Genomic DNA, 21,533 nt, shown 5'->3' with positions numbered 1-21,533 from the left:
AAATAATCATATCAAATGAAGAAAATTTCTTGGATTCTCGTGGGTACTTTATCCACGCTTATTGGGCTGTATCCAATGATCTATTTTCTGATGGACAGGCGATTTGGATTATTGTCTTCAAAATCAGAAGATCTGTTAAATGACCATTTATGGAACATGGCTTTTTACGGCCATATAATTTTCGGTGGACTGGCTTTATTAGTAGGATGGCTGCAATTTAGTTCGAAGTTGAGGATCAAAAAGAATGAGCTGCATAAAGCAATTGGCAAGATCTATGTAATTTCTGTCCTCGTTAGTGGTGTCAGTAGTCTCTATATTGCTTTGTTCGCTACTGGAGGAATCGTAAGTATTCTTGGATTCTTTTTTCTTGGCATAATTTGGTTAATAACGACTGGTTCGGGATACACGGCCATTAGAAGGGGAAATATGGATCGCCACGAAAAACTTATGATCTTTAGTTACGCAGCTTGTTTTGCAGCAGTGACTTTAAGAGTTTGGCTTCCCTTATTAACTTTTACTTTGGGCGATTTCAATAGTGCTTACCGAATCGTAGCCTGGTTATGTTGGATTCCAAACCTCATAGTTGCCTGGATCATTATAAGAAATAAAAGCGCAGAAGCAAATAAACAAACTTATCCCACTTTAAAGGTCTCATGAAAGCCGAATGAGAAATTGGAACCATCTCATCTGATGTTTTAATGATTGGGTACCCATCGGAGAGCCCTCTTATATTTTGGCTATGACAACGAATTTTAGGAAGAATAAAGGAGTTATAATTTATGTACGGAAGAATCCAACTCTGTTTTTTTAGTAATTTTCGCGCTGCAAATCATTAATATTGCATTCATAAATCCTATTCATTTAACTTCGGATTTACAACGGTAGTTTTGAACGAACTGTCGTAAGCGACATTTAAATATGAAAGAAAACTTTAAGTTTATTCTCTTTGTTTTTCTTGGGGCACTTTGTCTGATGACTGATGCTTTTTATAACGGATTCCCAATCGTTTATTCAGACACTTCAACATACATTGCTTCTGGGTTTGAACTGGAAACACCGTTTGACAGGCCTATTGCCTATGGACTTTTAATACGAATTTTCAGTATGAACGGATTATCATTATGGCTTGTAGTTTTTTTTCAGGGAATAATCCTATCGTATCTTATCTATATTCTTGTGAGGCTCATCACAGGGAGCAATTCCTATCTCAAATATGGACTCCTGATTATTGCATTTCTATCCGTATTTACAGGTATTTCATGGACCGTAAGCCAAATTATGCCTGATGTATTTACTCCAATTGCCTTAGTTTCTTTAATACTTGTTTTGTTCAGTACAACCAGTCGTTGGGTTGTGGTTTTGTTGTATGCTATATTTTTTATTTCAGTTGCAACCCATATGTCTCATATTTTATTGTTCGGGATATTACTTCTTTTGATATTCAGTTTGAGAAATTTTCTTCTACCAATAAAAAATTGCCCCGACAGAAATTCAAAAATTGTATGGCTTCTTCTTTTAACAATCACTTCCGTAATTACAATGGGCTCGGCTCTCTCTAAATCAAAACATGTTTTCTTTATGGGAGCATTAGTTGAGCATGGAATTTTAAAAAATTACCTGAAAGACTTCTGCGCTGCTAAACAATATAAATTATGTGCTTACAAAGATTCTTTACCAGACAGAGCTTATAAATTTATATGGGATGAAGAAAGTCCTTTTTATAAAATTGGAGGATGGAGAGAAACAGAAAAAGAATTCAATGAAATAATTTACGCTACGCTAACTCAACCAAAGTTTATTGCTATGCATCTTATCGAGTCGTTCAAAGCTACAATTCAACAATTGAAACTATTTTCAATCAATGATGGCAACATAAGTTTTCTTAAGGGAACGCTTTTGTACCAAAGAATTTCCCAATATTTTCCACACGAATTGAAAGCCTACTCTTCTTCAAAGCAAAACCAATCCCAATTTGCCTTCATAGACTTTTTTAATACTCTATTTCAGATCATTGTTATTTTAGGATTGATGGCCATTTTGATTATTTGGCCTTTATTTACAGGAATCCTGGGCAGTCATGTGAAAATCATTGTACTGATTTTTTTAGGGGGTATAGTGCTGAATGCCTGGGATTGCGGAACATTTGCAAATGCAATAGATAGGCTAGGATGTAAAATGATTTGGTTAGTCCCTTTTGCGGCAAGCTTATTAATTATAAGAATACTTCATGTCCGGGATCCATCGCAATAGGGTCCTGCTTCCCAGTGGAACTCTAAGTTAAGGTTCCTGGTTTGGCAAATACTTTTTATAAATATAAATGGGTATTCCACCGTCACATTTGTTATTAAAATTATTACAATCGGTTTGCGGTATATTGGAACAAACTATAATTTTTTACCACTTACAAAACGGTTTCCTTTTACATAGAATCGATATAACCATTCAGCTGCATCTCCTGCAGATTCAACCCCAATGCGTTTAGAGTTTCCAATTTGTTGAGGCGTATAGGAGATTCCTTGATCGTGTATTTGCAATGGACTATCCGGATGATATAACTTACAGGCATTGTAATTCCGGTCGATTCCCAAAGCCTGTGTCAGCGATCCGGGACCTTTGGTGATCCTGGATAGAATTTCCGGCATATTCCTGTTTCTCAGCATTTCCTGAATTCCTTCAAGTGGTTCCAATGCCCGAATCAAAATGGCATGTGGGAGCCCTTCTGGTCCCGTAACAATATTAAACATCTCATGGATCCCGTAACAAACATAGATATATGCGTGTCCGCCCTCATAAAACATGGTTTTCGTGCGTTCGGTAAGTCTGTTGCCAAAGGCATGTGAAGCTCTATCTTCAGGAGCGCGATAAGCTTCTGCCTCTATTATTATACCGGAATGGCGAATGCCTTGACGATTAAATACCAGCACTTTTCCCAATATATCCTGTGCTAGAAAAACAACATCGCTATTCAAATAGTATTCTTTAGGAATTTGCATTAAATGTGAATAAAGGATTTAATTTGGAATGCTCAATACAACAATTTAAAGTTGATGAATATCTTTATTACCTTAACGTGAAAGTACATTTTATTTGAAATTAATTTATCTCTCAGTTAGTTTTCTGGTGTTTCTGTTCCTGATTTGGCATTGGAAATTCCATTATAATCCCTCAAATGAAAGAATTTGCGGATTAAATTTTGTTGCCCTCCCGATCCGTTTACAACAGATCCGATGATCGATGTAAAAAGCGTTGGTGCGAATTGGGTCAGTTTTATTCCGTACGGGTTCTCGTCCCAGCATCATCCTGAAGTCCGCTTTGCAAACCTTCACTGGCAATGGTGGGGAGAAAAGCCCGAAGGTATCAGGCAATGCATACGTCTGGCCAAAAAGTCGGGGATCCATATCATGCTCAAACCGCAAGTCTATATTCATGGATCCTGGGTTGGTGCCATTGATTTTCAAACTGAAAATGAATGGCAGGTCTGGGAGAAGAGTTATACCGAATACCTGATGATGTACGTGCGAATGGCCAAAGATGAAAATGTACCACTTCTGTGCATCGCTACGGAATACGATAAAGCGGCAATCAAAAGAGAAACATTTTTCAGAAATCTGATAATTGAGATCCGGAAAATTTACCAGGGTAAGTTGGTCTACAGTGCCAATTGGGATCAATTTCAGAATATACCTTTTTGGGATGCATTGGATTATGTTGGAATCAGTGCTTATTTTCCTTTATCGGAAGGCAGGAATCCCGGTTTAGCGGATCTAAAACAGGCATGGGACCCTTATCTGAAATTGCTTGAAGATTTTTCCGAAAAGATTCAGAAACCAATTTTATTTACGGAATTTGGATACCTGAGTGTCGATGGAAGTGCCGGTAAAACCTGGGAAGTCGAAAAAATTATGCAATCCATCCCTGTCAATGAAATGGTGCAAGCAAACGCTTATCAGGCTTTGTTCTCCAGTTTATGGGAAAAACCCTGGTGGGCAGGTGGATTTTTATGGAAATGGTTTCCGGAAGGAAAAGGACATGAAGGTTTTCCGGAAAAAGATTACACTCCCCAGGGAAAAAAGGCAGAAGCGGTTTTGAGAAATTGGTATCAGGGGAATAGAGATTAGGAGTTCTCAGTTTGCAGTTCTCAGTTTGCAGTTTCTCAGTTTGCAGTTCTCAGTTTGCAGTTCTCAGTTTGCAGTTCTCAGTTTGCAGTTCTCAGTTTGCAGTTTCTCAGTTTGCAGTTCTCAGTTTGCAGTTCTCAGTTTGCAGTTCTCAGTTTGCAGTTCTCAGTTTGCAGTTCTCAGTTTGCAGTTCTCAGTTTGCAGTTCTCAGATATTGGATTTTGGTTAACGAACATTTGTTAGTTATCACCCACTTAAATTGCTCCATACACACTGCATCCCGTATTTAGCAGCCAGAATTCAGTCCCGATTTCAAGTAACTTTGAGATTTCATTAATTGATCTTCCTATCTGGATTAAAAGTCAGTTTCTTGAGTCATTTTAACATCATTTTCATTCTCTTTGCTCAATCAATAAAAAGGCTTAAGGCTTAAGGCTTAAGGCGGAAGAAATAGAGCTTAAAGCCTGAAGCATAAAGCTGGAAGTTCAAGGTTACTAACGAACGTTAGATTTTGAAAAGGGGGGATGTTGGACTTTTTTTTACCGATAAAATAAAGGGAATTATTTCTTTACTAAAATATTATGCAATTTTATCGGGATTTTGACTTTTTGACTATTAAATTTTATAAACTATTCTCTATTCTATATTCGCCATCCTGTATACTCCACCATCCATCTTCCATATTTTTTTGCCTTAAGCCTTTAGTCTTAGGCCTCTCTTAAAAGTCCGAATCCAATATCAGATTTTGGGGATGATCTCTGCGACTGATTGCCCGCGCCTTTTGTCGTTTCCAGATCTCTTCGCTGATGGCTTTTGGAAGGGAATCTGCCGAACAAAATTTGATCAGATTCGCTAAAATATGCTCCTCCACATCCAGCCGGTATAAATGGCTGAATAATAGTCCCGGATCGGTCTCTAATAATTCATTTACCCTTCCTTCAATGGATTCCAGCCAGTGTTTTTCAAGATCCAGCTCTTCTAAAAAACGTTCGTTGTATTCCGGCAGAAATGAATCGCTCATAAAATGTTCTGAAGATACTCTAAATTAAATCCATACCAAAAAGAGTTGCAGAGAAAATAATTTTATCTACAATTTAGCGACTGCGAATTCAATTCAAACGATCAGGTCCTTGTATTCCTTTTAATGAGTTTTTGCGTTTTAATTACGCGTGAATGCAGATCCAGAAATTTCAGGAAATAAATTCCATCTTTCTGCTCTGATAAATCCAAAGTCTCCAGCTTGGAATTAAACTGACCGGCCTCTATCCTTTTTCCTAAGAAATCGAAGAGTTCATAAACCACAACTTCCTGGCTGTTTCTCTCAATGTGTACTTTATCGTGAAATGGATTAGGGAAAACTTTTGCAACATTAAATCCTGATTGTACTGTTCCGGTGGCAGTTTTTTCATTGACCTGCAGGGCTACTTTGTTTCCTCCATCGCCGCTATCCGAACCATTCGAATTCACTCCGGTACCACCGGCATAAATGGTTACGGGACCTGAACCTTTAACAGGAGCCGTCCACTGTATTTCAAATAAATTTTTTTCACTCCGGTCAACATGTTCAGCATACAGTCGACCAGTTCTTAGGGTGATGAGCTTTACATTAGAACTGATGGGACTGATCTCCTTCAAATTAGGTCCGTTTACTTTTTCAGCAGCATTCAACAAAGTCATTTGGAATCCATAAGCTTTAGGGTCGTTACCACCGGTTTTATTGACCCGAACATGGATGGAATAACTTTTACTGGGTTCGTATTCCTGAATGGTATCAAGTCCGTCCAGAATGTGAATTTTCACTTCGACATTAATCGGGCCATTGTGGCAAGACTTACAAACGGTGTCATCGTCTCCTGGTGCCCCAGTACTTCCTTTGGCACCTTCAGAACCCCCTGCCTTTTTGATTTGACATGGTGACCAAACCGACAAAAGAAAGCAGGAAAATCAAGTAGATCATTTTTTTCATAGGCTGCATCGCTTGGCAAAGTTAGTTGCTATTTATGACTGACGATTTAACAAAAGGTTAAATGGGTAACGCAGAAGTTTACAATTTGTAACTGTTTTCAGGATATTTTCCCTGAACGGAGGCAATGTATCTGGCGACCTCCAGCATATCTTTTTCTGCATTTTCGGTGGCCAGGAAGGGCTGGTGAAAGCAAACTGTCCTGGATTTGTAATCAATGGTGGCAGGAACTATGGGTACCCGGGCACCTTTTGCAATGAAATAATATCCGGTTTTGAGTTGATCGGTCTTTTTGCGGGTTCCTTCCGGAGCGATCACGATTGCAAATACCGGATGAGCTTTAAAAAGCTCGATATACATTTCAACCTGGTTTTTGCTTTGAGAACGAACCACAGGAATGCCCCCTAATGCCCTGAATATCCAACCAAAAGGGGGTTTAAATAGGCTGTCCTTTCCGACATACCTTATTTTTTGCAACCCGCCAGCCCATCTGACCAGCAGCCCGAGTGGAAAATCCCAGTTGGATGTATGTGGTCCGATTGCAACGACAAACTGATCCAGTTTTCTCAGTGTTTCGGCTCCTTCGTATCGCCAGCCGAATAGCTTTAAAATCCATTGACTGATTTTTTGCATATGGATAATTAACATGCAAAATTATTGGCTCGTATTGAATCAAACACAACTGATTCATAAAAAGCATTGAATATTGGGCTTTAACATAGGTAAAAGACACAAGCTGAGCCAAATCCAGTTAGCCGAATCTACTCTTTAATTCAATTTCTGTAAACTGGCTTCCTGATTTCAAAACTACTTTTCAGCCAAATCAGCTAATTTTTCGATCAAATCAATATTTATGGATCAATTGGGCTGTTTTATGGTCAAAAACCTGAAAAGAATATGAGAAATCAGCTTATTTCGTTAAACTTTAGAAGATTAAAACAGTCTTAAAAACGATGGCGGGATTAAAAAATACGGATGACCGGATCATTCTGGAATGGATAGCCGGGGAATTAACTCTGGAAAAGGGTTTTCGGGCTTTGGTTGAAAAATACCAGCAAAAATTGTATTGGCATATCCGGAGGATGGTGCTGGTTCACGAAGATGCCGACGACGTATTGCAAAATACATTTGTCAAGGTGTATAAAAGTATACACCAGTTCGAAGGCAAGAGCAGTTTGTTTACCTGGTTATACCGGATAGCCACCAATGAGTGTCTGAGCTTTTTGGATAAAAACAAAAGGTATCAGTATGACGGGGTGGATGAGCAAAGCGAACACCCGGCGATAGCACAGTTGGCTGCAGACCCTTATTTTGAAGGAAATGAAATTCAAATGCGGCTGCAGGAGGCTTTGGTAAGGCTTCCGGATAAACAAAAACAGGTGTTTTTACTCCGATACCACGATGAGATGTCGTACAAGGAAATGTCGGAAATTCTGAACACTTCAGAAGGAGCATTGAAGGCATCTTATCATCACGCAGTCAAGAAAATTGAAGAATATTTTAAATCATTGGAATTAATATAAAAAATGGACAATCAAAATCAATATCGGGAAGATCCGGATTTGCCTTTTGGCAACACGCTGAAGAATGCAGATGGATTTAAGGTCCCTGCTGATTATTTCGAAAATGCAGGCCCTATGATCCTGGCGCAATGTGTCGGTGGAACTGATACAAATGATTCTAAAGGATTTGGAGTTCCACAAGGTTATTTTGAAACGCTTCCCGAAAAACTTATGCAAAAAATTGAAATCGATGCACTGAAGTGTTTGCCTGATTCCGATGGGTTTAAAGTTCCGGAGAATTATTTCGAGTCCTTCTACGATCGCTTATCATCGAGATTGAATCGCAAAACCATCCAGACTTCGACTCGGGTCATTCAAATGAAGAAGCTCTGGTATTATGCTGCAGCAGCATGTTTGTTCACTGCAGTAGGTTTATTTGCAATAAAATGGTCGCAGCAAAATGAAAGTACCACGTTATTCTTTGCAGAATGTTCTGATGAGGAGTTGTTGGAATATGTGACTACCTATGCCGATGATTTTGATCAGGAACTCATTGCTTCACTGATAGAAGAAACAGATCTCGATGTTCTTGATGTTATGGGGGAACTGGATGAATCTACGGAAGATCTTTTAATCGAATACCTTGAATAAACACCATAAATTAACTTATCGAACTAAAAAATAAAATCGAAATCTATGAAACAATGGAGTACACTCCTGGCCTTGTTTGTCTGCTTTGTTTGTCTGCAGGCGCAAGATGGTCCACCACCCGGCCCTCCGGGAAAAGGAAATGAACGCATGATCGAGAAAATGGAATCTATGCGGGTAGCCTTTCTTACTAATGAACTCGACCTTACTTCAGAGGAATCTGCAAAATTCTGGCCGGTTTACAATGAATATTCCAAAAAGCGAATGGAATTGCGCAGGGATATAATGGACAGAAAGCGGCAACAACGCAAAGGGAATTTATCGGAGGAAGAATCTGAAAAGGAACTGGAAGAACAAATGGCCGTACAGGAAAAAGAGCTGAATTTAAAACGCAACTATTACGAAAAATTCAAAGCCATCCTGCCCGCACAAAAGCTTGCTAAGCTCGAGCCAGCTGAAAAGGAATTCAATCACGAAGTCCTCCGCAAACTTAAGGAGCGAAGAGATAACCGAATGGGACGAGGAAGACCGATGAAATAGAGTTGGCAGTCCCCAGTTGGCAGTTCGTAGTCAAGCAGTCAGTTGTTTGTTTGATAAATGTTTGTTTGATCGTTGTAAAGTAAAAATAGGGGGCAAGTCAATTGTAAGGGGAGTAAATTCTTATTTCAAAAGATCTGATTTGTGAAACTTTGAGCCTTTGAGCCTTCGTAGCAAAGGTTAGCGACTACCTTAGGCTTTGCGCCTTCAGCCTTACGCCTTCAGCCTTACGCCTTCAGCCTTTTTATTGATTGAGCAAAGAGAATAGCATATGCATTTAAGAAATTTAATTAATACCAAATTCAGCCCCGTAGGGGGGGGTAAAATTATAGGGTAAAGTGGAGCTTACAATATTGCGCGAAAAAAAATAATTCAGCAAATTAAATATTACTAACAAACGTTAGTTTCCTAAACGCCTAAACGCCTAAACGCCTAAACGCCTAAATTCCTCCAGGCCTAAATTCCTCCAGGCCTAAATTCCTCCAGGCCTAAATTCCTCCAGGCCTAAATTCCTCCAGGCCTAAATTCCTCCAGGCCTACATTCCTCCAGGCCTACATTCCTATCCGTCTCCATTTCTCAAATTCCTCCCAATACGCCGGAAAAGATTTGCTTACGACTTCCGGTGCGATGCGAACGGGTGTTAGTTTATAAAGAAGGCTGAATGCCATAGCGATACGGTGATCGCCGTGACTATCGAGAGCAATGTGGTGATCTAAATGGAATGTTTCCATTTTAAAATACAAGTCGCGATCGGATTCGATTTCGCGGATTTCAACGCCGCATTGAGTAAGGAATTCCGAGATAATTTGCAGGCGGTTGGATTCTTTGTGGACCAAATGATGCAAGCCTTTGAATCGAGCATTTATTTTTTGAAGGGCGCAAAAAATGCTGAGTGCTGGAAAGAGATCCGGGCATTCGGTGAAATCAAATTCAATTGCTGCAGGCAGGGAAGCTTTTGTTTTATGGATCATTATCCCATCTGACGTTTCTCGTGAAACCACACCGAAAGCTTTTAAGAAATCGAGTATTCTTTCATCGGCTTGTAAACCGGATCTTTTGAGATTGGGAAAAAAGCAATGGGCTTCATCGCAGAGCGCAATCCAGGCCAGAGGGAAAGCTGCTGCACTCCAATCGGCTTCCACCGTATAATCATGACCTTTGTAACTTCCCGCTTCTACGTTTACTGCATGTGACGTAGCACTCCATTGGATCCCGAATTCTTTCATTAAGCTCAAAGTCATCCGGATATATGGTTCCGAAACGCCATCTTCTGACCAGCTGAGATGAAGTCCGTGCTTGAAATAAGGAGCGATGAGCAGGATTGAAGAAACAAATTGGCTACTGATGCCTGATTCCATTTGCACCGGATCGGAATAATTCTTGTCTATTCCCTTGTCGATCCGCAGGGGTATTTTATATTCTTCATTTTCAAAGCGAAAAGTGCAATCCATTTTTTCAAGCAAGAGGAGCAAGGGCTTCAGCGGCCTGTTCCGGAGCAATCCTTTTCCTTCGAGAACTACCCGGCGATCAATCATCGCAAAATAACTCAGAACAAATCGCAACGTGGTTCCCCCTTCTCCGATTTGAATCCTTTCATTTACATCATGCAAGGCTTTCTTGAGGAAATTTGTGTCATCAGATTCCGACAAATTTTTCAAGACGTTTTTGAAATTACCAAGTGCCTGAATGATTAATAAGCGGTTCGAAATGCTTTTGGATGCGGGAAGTAGTATGGTTGGGAATTCCATAACAGGAATCAATCCTTCCAATGAATGCGCAAGACCGAGTTTAAATCCGGATGGAGGCTCCGGTCGACAGGACAGGCATGTGCGGCATGTTCCAGAATTGCTTTTTCTTTTTGTGAATACCGGATGTCGGGCATAAACAGATCGATCTCAACTCCCGCTATTCTTCGTGGCTGGTCCGCCATAATTTTCTGCACTTCTGCTTTCATGCCGGTGATTTCAATTTGGTATGTTCTGGCAGCTATTCCCATAATAGTCATCATACAACTAGCCAGAGAGGTCGACGCAAGATCCGTTGGAGAAAAGGCGTCTCCCTTTCCCTGATTGTCGGGCGGTGCAACCGTTTGAATTTTTTGTCCGCTGCGGAGATGGGTAGCTTCTGTCCGTAATTCTCCCAGGTAAACGACTTCTGCAGTTTTCATAATTTCGGAAAATGATTAGAACAACGATAAAAGATCAACAATACGCATCCCCAAAGGAATCCGTTATTTTATTTTTAAAAGCGGTCAATGCCGACTTTAATATTAAACGGTCATGATTTCTTTCTCTTTTGCCTCGATGATCTTATCAACTTTGGAAGAATAATCGTTGACCTGATTTTGAATATCGTGTTCTTTGCGTTTGGCTATATCTTCCGGAAGCCCGTTCTTTTGCTCTTTCTTAATGGTATCCAGAATTTTATGCCGGGTAGAACGAATGCTGACTTTCGCTTCTTCACCGTAGTGCTTGATCTGTTTTACGTATTCTTTTCTTCTCTCTTCGGTTAATGGCGGAATGGAAATCCGGATCAGTTCGCCATCATTTTGCGGTGTCAATCCCAAATTAGCAGCAAAAATGGCATGCTCAATCTCGTTGATCATTTTCTTTTCCCAGGGTTGGATGGTAAGCGTCCTCGCATCAGAAGCGCTGATGTTTGCAATTTGTCCAACGGGAGTAGGCGATCCATAATAATTGACGAGAATGCCATCAAAAATGGAAGTGGAAGCCTTCCCGGTTCTTACCTTTTGCAATTCCTTTTGGAGGTGGTCCATTGCTTTTTCAAACTCTTCTTTGGCTTTTGACCAGGCTGCATCTAATTCTGCCGACATGTTAATTTGTTTTTTATGTTTTAAATGGGCTTTATTCCCGGTTTGCACCGACGTAGCGCAAAATTAAATAAACAAGCATAACAAGTGAAGAAAGTGCGGCGGCAACATAAGTCATTCCTGCCCAGGTCAATGAATCTTTAGCACCGGCATATTCCTCAGAGGTGACCACCCCTCTCTTATCGATCCACACCAAGGCGCGTTTACTGGCATCGAATTCCACAGGCAAGGTAATGATGCTAAATAAGGTCGTTATGGCAAACAGGATAATGGTTACAAGCATCAGGCTTGGAAAAGTATTTGCCAGCATAAAAGCTGCCAATAAGAGATATTGCTGGGCTACACTGGCAAACTTTACAACAGGAACCAGTTTTGACCGGAGTTGAAGCATGGAATAAGCCGTGTCGTGTTGAACAGCATGCCCACATTCATGTGCTGCCACTGCTGCTGCTGCAACACTTCTGCCATGAAAAACTTCTGGACTCAGGTTTACGGTTCTGTTGACCGGATTGTAATGGTCTGATAAAAAGCCATCAGACTCCAGCACCCGAACGTTATGCAATCCATAGTATTGCAACATATCAGCTGCAATTTCACGGCCCGAACGATTGGCTCTCAGACCAACTTTGGAATAGGCTTTAAATTTGCTTTGCAATCTGCCTGAAACCCACATTCCTACCAAAGAAAGGGCTATAACAAGGATGTAATAAATCATGTAATCTCCAGAAAATGGCATAGTTGTATAATTTTAAGTTCTTTAATAACAGCCACCGGGCCTATAAGATTTCAAATTTTAATTAAAAATTTCTTAACGGATCCAGTCAAATCCCGTATAAGGCCTGAGTGCAGGAGGAATTGCAATTCCTTCTCCTGTCTGGTTGTTTTCCAGCAAAGCTGCGACAATCCGAGCCAGGGCAAGAGCGCTTCCGTTCAAAGTATGAGCGAGAATGGATTCCCCTTTTTCATTTTTATAGCGGAGTTTTAACCGGTTGGCTTGAAAACTTTCAAAATTGGAAACGGAACTTACCTCCAGCCATCTTTTCTGAGCTGCTGAATAGACCTCGAAATCATAGGTGAGTGCCGATGCAAAGCCCAGATCACCGCCACAAAGCCGCAGGATCCGGTAGGGCAACTGCAAATCGTTCAAAAGGCTTTCGACATGTACCAACATTTCATCGAGAGCAGCATAGGAGCGGTTTACATTTTCAATGCGAACAACTTCAATTTTATCGAATTGGTGGACCCGGTTAAGACCCTTTACATGTGCACCATAGGATCCAGCTTCCCTTCTGAAACAAGGTGTATAACCACATAATTTTATCGAGAATTGATCGTCTTTGAGGAGTTCATTTCTGAATATATTGGTAATGGGCACTTCAGCGGTAGGGATCAGATATAAATCGTCTTTTTCGACAAAATACATCTGGCCCTCTTTGTCTGGAAGTTGACCCGTTCCCCTTGCAGAATCGGCATTCACCAGAAGTGGAGCATGGATCTCTTCATAACCGGCGTTCACAGCTTTATCCAGGAAAAACTGGATCAAAGCCCGCTGAAGTTTCGCACCTTGACCACGATAGACGATGAAACCAGAACCCGACAATTTTACGCCAAGTTCCATATCGAATAAATTGTATTTTTTAGCCAGCTCCCAATGCGGTAAACACGATTCGGGTAGTTGAGGTAAAGTTTCAGTGCTTGTTTTAACAATTTGATTTTCTTCAGGTGTCGAGCCCTGAGGAACCAGTTCGTTAGGGATGTTGGGAAGCGCCAATAATTTTTCCTCAATGGACTGCTTTACCTGGTCCAATTGAAGTTCCAGTTCCCTGGATGTTGACTTTAATGCATTTACTTTATCTTTGGATTGGTTGGCTTCTTCGGTTTTGCCGGATTTAAACAATTCGCCTATTTCCTTTGCAAGTTGATTAAGCACGGCAAGTTGTTGGTCAATTTGAGATTGTAATTTTTTCCTGGTATCGTCCAGGTCAATAATTTCATAAACCAATCCAATCTGGCCGTCGTTTAGATTTCTTTTGCGATAAGCATCTACAACTGCCGATGTATCCTTTCTAAGTATTCTCAATTCAACCATTTGTGCTGTGTTTCTGCCCGGCAATGTTAAGCAAGTCCCTTAAATTTTTTTTTAAAAATACTAAATTCATTTAAAGAATAGTATATTTGCAGGGTCAAACCGAATGGTTTTTCATATCTATCGCATCTCCAGAGTATTTCCTGATCATCCTCGGTAAGTTAATCATATCCATCCAGTTTTTGGTTGAACAGGTTCTCTGAAAATCGATTGTGAATCAAGCCCTTATCTAATCTAAACACATTTTTATTTCGTTTTACTTTTTATTATGTACGACATTTTACAATTGAATGACATGCTTGTTCCGGAACTTAGGGATATAGCAGAGCAACTCGGTGTCCAGAATTCCAAAAAATTACCCAAACAAGACCTGATTTATAAAATTCTCGACCAACAAGCCTTAAATAAGAGCGGTGATGATAAAGGTCCCGGTGAGCAAGGCGAAGGAGGTCAGCAGGCTTCATATGACATTTTGGTCGATGAGCATAATGTACGCGGGCGTAGACGTAGAGTTGGAAAAGCAGCCGAACAGCTCATTAAAGAAGTTGAAAACCCGGTTGATGAAACACAGGAAGAAGAAACGGAAGCCGTCGGTGCGACTGTGTCCTCTGAATCAGAAGTTGCAGAATCAGAAATAGCAGAATCATCAGAGCAAAAAGATACCAGCGAACAACACAGGCAACGCAAGCCCTTTGTTAAGCCCTACCAAAGGGATAACAACCGAGACGGAAACAAAGAAAATGGCAACTACAGAAACCCTAGAAACTATAAAGAATCGAGACCAGCAGAAGTAAGAAAAACCACAAACGATGAGCAGGAGCCTGGTCATTCAGACCAATCTGAAATGGAATTTGTTCCAAAGCCTGAACCCGTTTTTGTAGTTGAGTTGGAGGGTGTAATCGAGGGTACCGGAGTCCTCGAAATGATGCAAGAAGGATATGGATTCCTGAGAAGCTCAGATTACAATTATCTTTCATCTCCGGACGACATTTATGTTTCTCCATCGCAAATAAAATTATTTGGGCTAAAAACCGGCGATACTGTTGAGGGGGCAATCAGACCTCCCAAGGAAGGCGAAAAGTATTTTGCACTGCTTAAAGTTTCAAAGATCAACGGATTGGACCCTAAATGGATAAGGGATCGTGTGCCATTTGATTACCTGACTCCCTTGTTCCCCAATGAAAAATTCAAACTAACCACCAGTCCGGCTGGGAGGGATTACGGCAACAGGATGATTGACCTGTTTACGCCTATTGGAAAAGGACAGCGTGCCCTGATTGTTGCCCAACCTAAAACAGGAAAGACCTTTTTGTTGAAGGATCTTGCGAATGCCATAGCTACCAATCACCCGGAGAGTTATATGATCGTTCTTCTGGTCGATGAAAGGCCTGAAGAGGTTACCGACATGAAAAGAAGCGTGAAAGCAGAGGTTATTTCTTCCACATTTGACGAACCGGCAGATAACCACGTCAGGGTTGCCAATATTGTTTTGGAAAAAGCCAAAAGGATGGTGGAGTGTGGTCACGATGTGGTGATCTTATTGGATTCCATTACCCGCCTTGCCAGAGCCTACAATACCGTTGCACCATCTTCCGGTAAGGTGCTTTCAGGTGGTGTGGAAGCGAATGCCTTGCAAAAGCCTAAAAAATTCTTTGGTGCTGCCCGAAAAATTGAAAATGGAGGCTCGTTAACCATCATTGCTACTGCTTTGATCGATACCGGTTCTAAAATGGATGGAGTGATTTTTGAAGAATTCAAAGGAACTGGTAACATGGAATTACAACTCGATCGCACATTGGCCAATAAGCGCTTGTATCCTTCTATCGATCTTACCAAGTCCAGTACCAGACGCGAAGACCTGTTGCTCGACGATACCACTATTCAAAAAATGTTTGTATTGAGGAACCACCTGGCAGATATGAAACCGGAGGAAGCCGTAGAGTTTGTGAAAAAACATATGGTGGGCACTATGACCAATGATGAGTTTCTCATTTCGATGAATAGTTAATATTACTGACATAAGAGTTGAGAAAAAGAACCAGGGGATTGGTCACAACTCGCGAGCTGAAGACAAAAGTGGCCTGATCATTTCGAAAAAATGAATTTGTATATAAATTGATTATGGAAAAGATCAGAATTGTAGTATCTTTGCGATCCCTTTTAAAAGTCGTTGATAATTAATTAGTTATGAAAAGGACATTTCAACCTTCCAGAAGAAAAAGATCGAATAAGCACGGATTCAGGAGCCGTATGGCGTCTAAAAACGGACGCAAAGTGCTTGCTCGCAGGCGTTCGCGTGGAAGGGCCAAGCTGAGTGTTTCCGACGAAAGAGGCCTGAAATAATCACAGGCCAGGCCGTGAGCCAACGCTATTCATTTCCAGAAAGGCTCCGATTAAAATCCAGAAAACAAATTGAAAAATTATTTGAGGAAGCTGATTCCAGGTTTTCTCATCCTCTTTTATTGAAATTCCGTGAAATCCCGGATGAACCGGATTTTCAAATTACCGACCCCCAAATTGGAATTTCTGTTTCAAAAAGGGCATTTAAAAAGGCGACCGACCGCAATTTACTGAAAAGAAGGATCCGCGAGGCCTATCGTTTGCATTGGCAAGACCATGTAACTTCCAGAAAACTTCTGTTGATGTTTATTTATGTAGGTAAAACTAAATTGGATTATGGCGAAATAGAGAAAGCCGTGATACGCATATTAAAAGGACTGAAATGAGTTCAATCTTTCCTGTTGTGAAGGGAGAGTAAAGAGCAATTCCTTGTATATAAATCATTCAATGTATTCATCTGAGTTATCAGCATCATCTGCAGGAGGCCAACGGTGGCTGCTTAAATTATAAAGTTAATTTTCGAAAGGTCGAAATCCCGATAAAATAACATAGCCATAAAAACAAGAAATAATCATCTTTATTTTAATGGGAGACCAATAGTCCTTGTAATAATCAAGAGATACATATCGGGCTTAAGATTGATTTAAATGAATCTATTTTATGTAAATATTTTTGCCTTACGGACTGAAATTTCGCAGAAAATTTTTTTAATCCTTTAATATTTAGAAATTTAAAGATATTTCCTAAAATTTTACATTTCTAATTCGAGTGATCTTTAATCATGTGATGATTTACAGATTCAGCAAGAAATCAAATTTTATACACACTAACAAATGTTAGTATTGTAACTGTTTTAAATTTAAAGCACCATTTTAAGCTTTAAGCTTTAGGCTTCCAACTTCTTGCCTCCAGCTTCTTGCTTTAGTCTCTTATTCTTTTGCCATCAAAAATAAACTTTCAGATCCCAAAGAATTCATGTTATCTTTAACTGCTTTTTATCGAAGGAAACTCCATATCATGTGGAAACTCTACAATCTGGTGCTGTTTTCTCTTCCGTTGTTGCCGGGTTGGTTACGGATTGGTAATACCTCAGACATTTCAACATCTAAGAACTTAAATCATTTAGCCTGTAACCTGAATATCGACAAAGTGATCGTCGGCGATTGTGAGTACAGTATGGCCACCGGAAACCAGTCTAAAGTCATAGTAGCTGCATATTTAAGTTGGAACATGCCGGTAGCAGGTGAACGGATCAGAGTGATTCTTAACGGCCAGACAAAATATTTCAATCCGGCAATGAAAGGCTGTCCGCCGTATGTGAAGTTTGTGTTGGTCCCTGATGGTATGAATTATAACTTAACTGCCGAATTTGAAGGTGGCACTTGCCAGGCAAGCTCGCGGATTATTCAACTGCCTGGTCCCTGTGATCCGCCTCTGTGTGCAGGAAGTGATTTTATCGGAGGTAAAGTTTTTTCAGATTACAACAACAACGGAATTCAGGAAAGTTCGGAAAATGGGATTTCAGGAATTGAAGTCAGATTGTACAACGATGCGAAACAATTGTATGGAATTACCCGAACAGGTACAAATGGGTTGTGGGCTATCGGAAATCTGAATCCGGGACAAAATCTTCGCATAGAATACCAGATCGATCCCATTTTGTTCGATGCCAATCCTGGTTCAGATAATAAGACGCGTACTCAAATTGCACATGTGGGTACATGCAATAATGATCTTGGAATTTATCAGATCACCAGCCTCATCGACCCAAATCCATGGATGGTTTCCACTTGTTTTGCAAAATGCAATGCGCTGAACAGGGCCAGTCCTGCTTTTAATGAACCTACATTAGTCGCTAATCTTTACAATACAACAGAAGGGGGTCCTCGCACCGGACCGAATGGAAATTATTATCTGGCAAGTGCCGGAGAAACGGGATCGGTTTGGGGACTGAGTTTTCAGAAAAGTTCGAGACAGTTATTTTCCGGAGCTTTTTTAAAAAGAAATGCATCCTTGGGTCCCGGTGGATTGGGAGCTATTTATAAAACAGACTTGAATGGGTTTCTACCCAATCCTCCGTTCAGAGCAGGTTACAGATATTATGGTAACACCAGTATCTTATTAAATTTTGATTCTTTTGGTATTCCTACTGGAAACGAAGCTACGCTTGTAAGGAATTTACCGTTGAATCCGTTGCAGGCTTCGCACGATACCGCAGCATTCGATAAGATTGGAAAATGGGGTTTGGGCGATATCGATATAAATGAATCAGAAGATACTTTATATGCTGTTAATCTTTTCAACCGGTCCCTCATCAGCATTGCCCTTGGCAATCCTTTGGTCTTACCGGTTACGGCAAACAGAATACAGGAAATCCCCATCCCAGATCCCGGTTGCAGCGATGCTGGAGATTGGAGGCCGTGGGGATTGAAATATCATCAAGGCGTTTTGTATGTTGGTGGCGTGTGCTCAGCCGAATCAACCAACAATCCCGATGATTTGAAAGCAGTAGTTTATGCATATAAAGATGGCAATTTCAATAATGTGGTTTCGTTTGATCTCAATTATGTAAAAGGATTTCTTAACTCGAATTACTGTTCGACCTTCAGGCCCTGGAATCGAAATTTCTATTATTATTTTATTGGAGCGGATGTGGTTTGTGGCCCGGTTCCGGTATTGTCTGATATAGAATTCGATTCTGATGGTAACATGATCGTTTCATTGGGTGATCGCTATGGATATCAGACCGGTGGCCGCGATTATGGTACCAATACCAGAGATGGAGTTGTGTATATTAGTTTTGCCGGTGGAGATAATTTAAAACTCTTTCATTTAAAAGGATCATATCTGCTGGAGCAAAATGCCACAGCTGGATTCCATACCACCTTGGGAGTGAATAACAATCAAGGTGTTTGTGGTGGTGAGTTTTATTTTCAGGATGGATTTTACAGTCATCAGGAAAGTACGCTTGGGGCTCTTGCCGCACATCCAAGTTACAATACCATTGTGGCTACGCTTATGGATCCGGCAAATATCTGGTCGAATGGTTGGAGTCAACTCGATAATTCATTGGGAAGCAAAAGGGTGAATTATAATATTTTTACCGGCGAGTATGGTACATTTGGAAAAGCCGCAGGCCTTGGGGATATTGAATTATTAATAGGTTCATCTACTTCAAAAGGAATTGGTGTTTCCATTGGAAATTACATCTGGTCTGATCGCGACCAGGATGGGGTGCAGGATCCTAATGAAAATTCTCTGGCTGCCGTCGAAGTATTACTCTTTAAGAACGATACACTATTGCGGCAAACCCAGACAGATACAAATGGATTGTATTATTTCCAAGGCTTAGATCCCTATACCGAGTATGTAATTCAAATCGGGAGAGATACACATTATGTAAACGGAGAATTTATTCATAATTACATTCCGTATGCAACTACCATGTATCACTCCCGGATCAATTTTGGAAATTCAGAAAATGATTCGGACGCATCTAAAAATTTGCCATTGCCTCCTGTATATCAAAATAAGATTGCTTTAAATTATTTAACAGGGAAAGACGGAGAGAATAATTTTTCTATTGATTTTGGCTTGTTTCCCTGCGATCAGAATATTCCGGATACACTTCATCCCGAAATTTGTTTGAATGATTCTGTACAGCTTGGCGATGTGTGGTTTTCAGATAGGAATCCCAACGGCCTGTTGAGATTCAACAACACCAGAGGTTTTGGCTGTGATTCTTTGGTGAGGGTTGAATCATATATCCTACAGCCAGGTTTTTTTATATTGGATACAGCGATCTGTCCATCCACACAATTGGAAATTCATCAGGAGGTGTTCGATTCTAATCGAACGCAGGGTGTGATTTTACTAAAGAATCTGAATCACAAGGGTTGCGACTCGATGATTCAGGTTCAAATTCATTTCAAATCGCATACATCATCGATATTCTATGCATCCATTTGTCCTACCGACAGTTTAATTTTACATCAACAAAAATTTGATTCGTCGAGGACTGCAGGGACTATTGTACTCGCAGGATTAAATCAAAATGGATGTGATTCCATCATTGAAGTAAATATTTCAATTTTACCTTATAGCGAAGGTGTTATAGAACGTTCGATTTGTCCATCAGATACGCTGGAGATCCACCAAGAGTTATTCCATGCATCCAGATTAAATGGAGATGTGCTGCTATCTGGTATGAATCAATTTGGCTGCGATTCCATTCTCCATGTTAAAATAAATTTACTACAAACCAGCCAGGCCAGACTGGATACCAGCATTTGTCCGGGAGGAGTGGTATCGATCCACAACCAACTATTTGATGAGTTAAACAGGAGCGGAAATGTTTTGCTCAAGAATGCAAATCAATTCGGTTGTGATTCTTCCATCCATGTCGAACTTAAAATCTTACCAACAACCAGTTCAAAAATAGATACATCAATATGTCCAGGGGAATCCTTAATCATCCATAGCAGGAAGTTTGACGAAAACCGTTTGAAAGGTGAAATCATTTTACCTGGTGTGAATCATTATGGTTGTGATTCGTTGATAACTGTGCAGTTGAGTGTTCGTGCAACTTCGACTTCGAAGCTCGATACAGCGATATGCAAAGGAAGTTCTTTGGTCATACATCAACAACGATTTGATGAAAACAGAACTGCCGGACGCCTGGTACTATCGTCCGCTAATCAAAATAAATGTGACTCCATCATCGATGTTAATGTTCAAATCTTGCCTGAAACCAAATTTCAATTGGACACATTCGTATGTCCGTCTACAGGAGTAAGGATTCACCAGCAATGGTTTGACGTAGATAATACAAGAGGAGAGATCATTTTACCGGCAGCCAATCAATATGGTTGCGATTCAACCATTCAGGTGAATTTAAACTTTTATCCGGAATATCAAAACGTAGACACGGTAGAAAGTTGCGTAGTTTATTATTGGGAGCCTACCGCAAAGGAATACACAGCAAGCGGAATTTATAATTTGAATTCAAAAACCATACATGGATGTGATTCTGATTTTCAATTACTACTCATCATCCATCCTGAATTCAAGCATTTCGACACCATATGTGCATTAAACAAGCATGTGTGGAATGCGAATGGTGAACTATACGAAAAGAGTGGAAGCTATTCCTTCAATCATTTTACCCAACGGGGTTGTGATTCTGTTCTCAATTTATATTTGATCGTAGTGGGTTCCGGAGAAGTGTATGTACCTAATGTTTTTAGTCCGAACGGCGATCAGATTAATGACCGCGTGACTGTATTTGCGAATCAGGATGTGGAGTTGATCGATTTATTTGCAATTTACAATCGTTGGGGCGAACAAGTATTCGAAAGCCGATCCTTTCCTCCGAACAACAACAGCATAGGCTGGGATGGACAGTTAAAAGGACAACCGGCGAATCCTGCCGTATTTGTTTACCGCGTTGAATGGCGGGATAAATTTGGCGGCAGGCATCAAGCCAGTGGTGATATTACCCTGCTGCGTTAA

Annotated in this window: 19 protein-coding genes; 10 read left to right on the top strand and 9 right to left on the bottom strand. The window is 40.4% G+C overall.

Going from position 1 to position 21,533, the window contains the following annotated elements; genetic code table 11:
• The first annotated feature begins 15 nt into the window (after positions 1–15).
• Together IPM34_13465 and IPM34_13460 are read left to right on the top strand one after the other, a co-directional pair.
• Positions 16–657: a DUF2306 domain-containing protein gene (locus IPM34_13465; GenBank protein MBK8956546.1), complete on the top strand. Its 642-nt coding sequence runs from the start codon at positions 16–18 to the stop codon at positions 655–657.
• A gap of 261 nt (positions 658–918) precedes the next feature.
• Positions 919–2,250 (top strand): hypothetical protein, encoded by a 1,332-nt coding sequence (locus IPM34_13460; GenBank protein ID MBK8956545.1) that lies wholly within the window; start codon positions 919–921, stop codon positions 2,248–2,250.
• A gap of 134 nt (positions 2,251–2,384) precedes the next feature.
• On the opposite strand, the gene IPM34_13455 is transcribed toward IPM34_13460, so the two are convergent.
• Complete coding sequence (locus tag IPM34_13455; GenBank protein MBK8956544.1) at positions 2,385–2,993, bottom strand: DNA-3-methyladenine glycosylase; 609 nt, start codon at positions 2,991–2,993, stop codon at positions 2,385–2,387.
• A 186-nt stretch (positions 2,994–3,179) separates the two neighbouring features.
• On the opposite strand from IPM34_13455, the gene IPM34_13450 reads away from it, so the two are divergent.
• On the top strand, positions 3,180–4,118 hold the full coding sequence (locus IPM34_13450) for a hypothetical protein (protein MBK8956543.1): 939 nt from the start codon (positions 3,180–3,182) through the stop codon (positions 4,116–4,118).
• Positions 4,119–4,833: 715 nt separating this feature from the next.
• On the opposite strand, the gene IPM34_13445 is transcribed toward IPM34_13450, so the two are convergent.
• The 3 genes from IPM34_13445 to IPM34_13435 all read right to left on the bottom strand — a co-directional run bounded on the left by IPM34_13445 (position 4,834) and on the right by IPM34_13435 (position 6,711).
• Positions 4,834–5,136 (bottom strand): hypothetical protein, encoded by a 303-nt coding sequence (locus tag IPM34_13445; protein ID MBK8956542.1) that lies wholly within the window; start codon positions 5,134–5,136, stop codon positions 4,834–4,836.
• A 101-nt stretch (positions 5,137–5,237) separates the two neighbouring features.
• Entirely contained in the window at positions 5,238–6,044 is an 807-nt protein-coding gene (locus tag IPM34_13440; protein MBK8956541.1) for a T9SS type A sorting domain-containing protein, read from the bottom strand.
• A 115-nt stretch (positions 6,045–6,159) separates the two neighbouring features.
• Positions 6,160–6,711, bottom strand: coding sequence for a 1-acyl-sn-glycerol-3-phosphate acyltransferase (locus tag IPM34_13435; GenBank protein ID MBK8956540.1), 552 nt, complete (start codon positions 6,709–6,711; stop codon positions 6,160–6,162).
• A gap of 320 nt (positions 6,712–7,031) precedes the next feature.
• On the opposite strand from IPM34_13435, the gene IPM34_13430 reads away from it, so the two are divergent.
• From IPM34_13430 to IPM34_13420, 3 genes are read left to right on the top strand one after another with little or no spacing between them, the layout of a single operon-like run.
• Entirely contained in the window at positions 7,032–7,601 is a 570-nt protein-coding gene (locus IPM34_13430) for an RNA polymerase sigma factor (GenBank protein ID MBK8956539.1), read from the top strand.
• A 3-nt stretch (positions 7,602–7,604) separates the two neighbouring features.
• Entirely contained in the window at positions 7,605–8,231 is a 627-nt protein-coding gene (locus tag IPM34_13425; GenBank protein MBK8956538.1) for a hypothetical protein, read from the top strand.
• Between the two features lie 45 nt (positions 8,232–8,276).
• Positions 8,277–8,768, top strand: coding sequence for a periplasmic heavy metal sensor (locus tag IPM34_13420; protein ID MBK8956537.1), 492 nt, complete (start codon positions 8,277–8,279; stop codon positions 8,766–8,768).
• A gap of 549 nt (positions 8,769–9,317) precedes the next feature.
• Here the strand turns inward: IPM34_13420 and IPM34_13415 are convergent.
• The 5 genes from IPM34_13415 to serS all read right to left on the bottom strand — a co-directional run bounded on the left by IPM34_13415 (position 9,318) and on the right by serS (position 13,685).
• Complete coding sequence (locus IPM34_13415; protein ID MBK8956536.1) at positions 9,318–10,514, bottom strand: hypothetical protein; 1,197 nt, start codon at positions 10,512–10,514, stop codon at positions 9,318–9,320.
• A gap of 8 nt (positions 10,515–10,522) precedes the next feature.
• The gene (locus tag IPM34_13410; GenBank protein MBK8956535.1) at positions 10,523–10,933 is read right to left on the bottom strand and encodes an OsmC family protein; all 411 of its coding nucleotides are present in this window, start codon (positions 10,931–10,933) and stop codon (positions 10,523–10,525) included.
• 102 nt (positions 10,934–11,035) lie between these two features.
• The gene (gene frr / locus IPM34_13405) at positions 11,036–11,599 is read right to left on the bottom strand and encodes a ribosome recycling factor (protein ID MBK8956534.1); all 564 of its coding nucleotides are present in this window, start codon (positions 11,597–11,599) and stop codon (positions 11,036–11,038) included.
• A gap of 31 nt (positions 11,600–11,630) precedes the next feature.
• A complete protein-coding gene (locus IPM34_13400; protein MBK8956533.1) occupies positions 11,631–12,311 on the bottom strand; it encodes a zinc metallopeptidase in 681 nt (226 codons plus the stop codon).
• Between the two features lie 93 nt (positions 12,312–12,404).
• A complete protein-coding gene (gene serS / locus IPM34_13395) occupies positions 12,405–13,685 on the bottom strand; it encodes a serine--tRNA ligase (protein ID MBK8956532.1) in 1,281 nt (426 codons plus the stop codon).
• Between the two features lie 265 nt (positions 13,686–13,950).
• Between serS and rho the strand changes: the two genes are divergently transcribed.
• From rho to IPM34_13375, 4 genes are all read left to right on the top strand, one after another.
• Positions 13,951–15,690, top strand: a complete 1,740-nt coding sequence (gene rho / locus IPM34_13390) for a transcription termination factor Rho (protein ID MBK8956531.1) — start codon at positions 13,951–13,953, stop codon at positions 15,688–15,690.
• 179 nt (positions 15,691–15,869) lie between these two features.
• Positions 15,870–16,025 (top strand): 50S ribosomal protein L34, encoded by a 156-nt coding sequence (gene rpmH, locus IPM34_13385; GenBank protein ID MBK8956530.1) that lies wholly within the window; start codon positions 15,870–15,872, stop codon positions 16,023–16,025.
• A gap of 14 nt (positions 16,026–16,039) precedes the next feature.
• Entirely contained in the window at positions 16,040–16,408 is a 369-nt protein-coding gene (gene rnpA / locus IPM34_13380; protein ID MBK8956529.1) for a ribonuclease P protein component, read from the top strand.
• 631 nt (positions 16,409–17,039) lie between these two features.
• Positions 17,040–21,533, top strand: coding sequence for a gliding motility-associated C-terminal domain-containing protein (locus IPM34_13375; protein ID MBK8956528.1), 4,494 nt, complete (start codon positions 17,040–17,042; stop codon positions 21,531–21,533).

It is taken from the genome of Saprospiraceae bacterium (assembly GCA_016716185.1).
In the GTDB taxonomy this organism is placed as follows: domain Bacteria; phylum Bacteroidota; class Bacteroidia; order Chitinophagales; family Saprospiraceae; genus Vicinibacter.
This window is presented reverse-complemented; position numbering and strand designations above follow the sequence as displayed.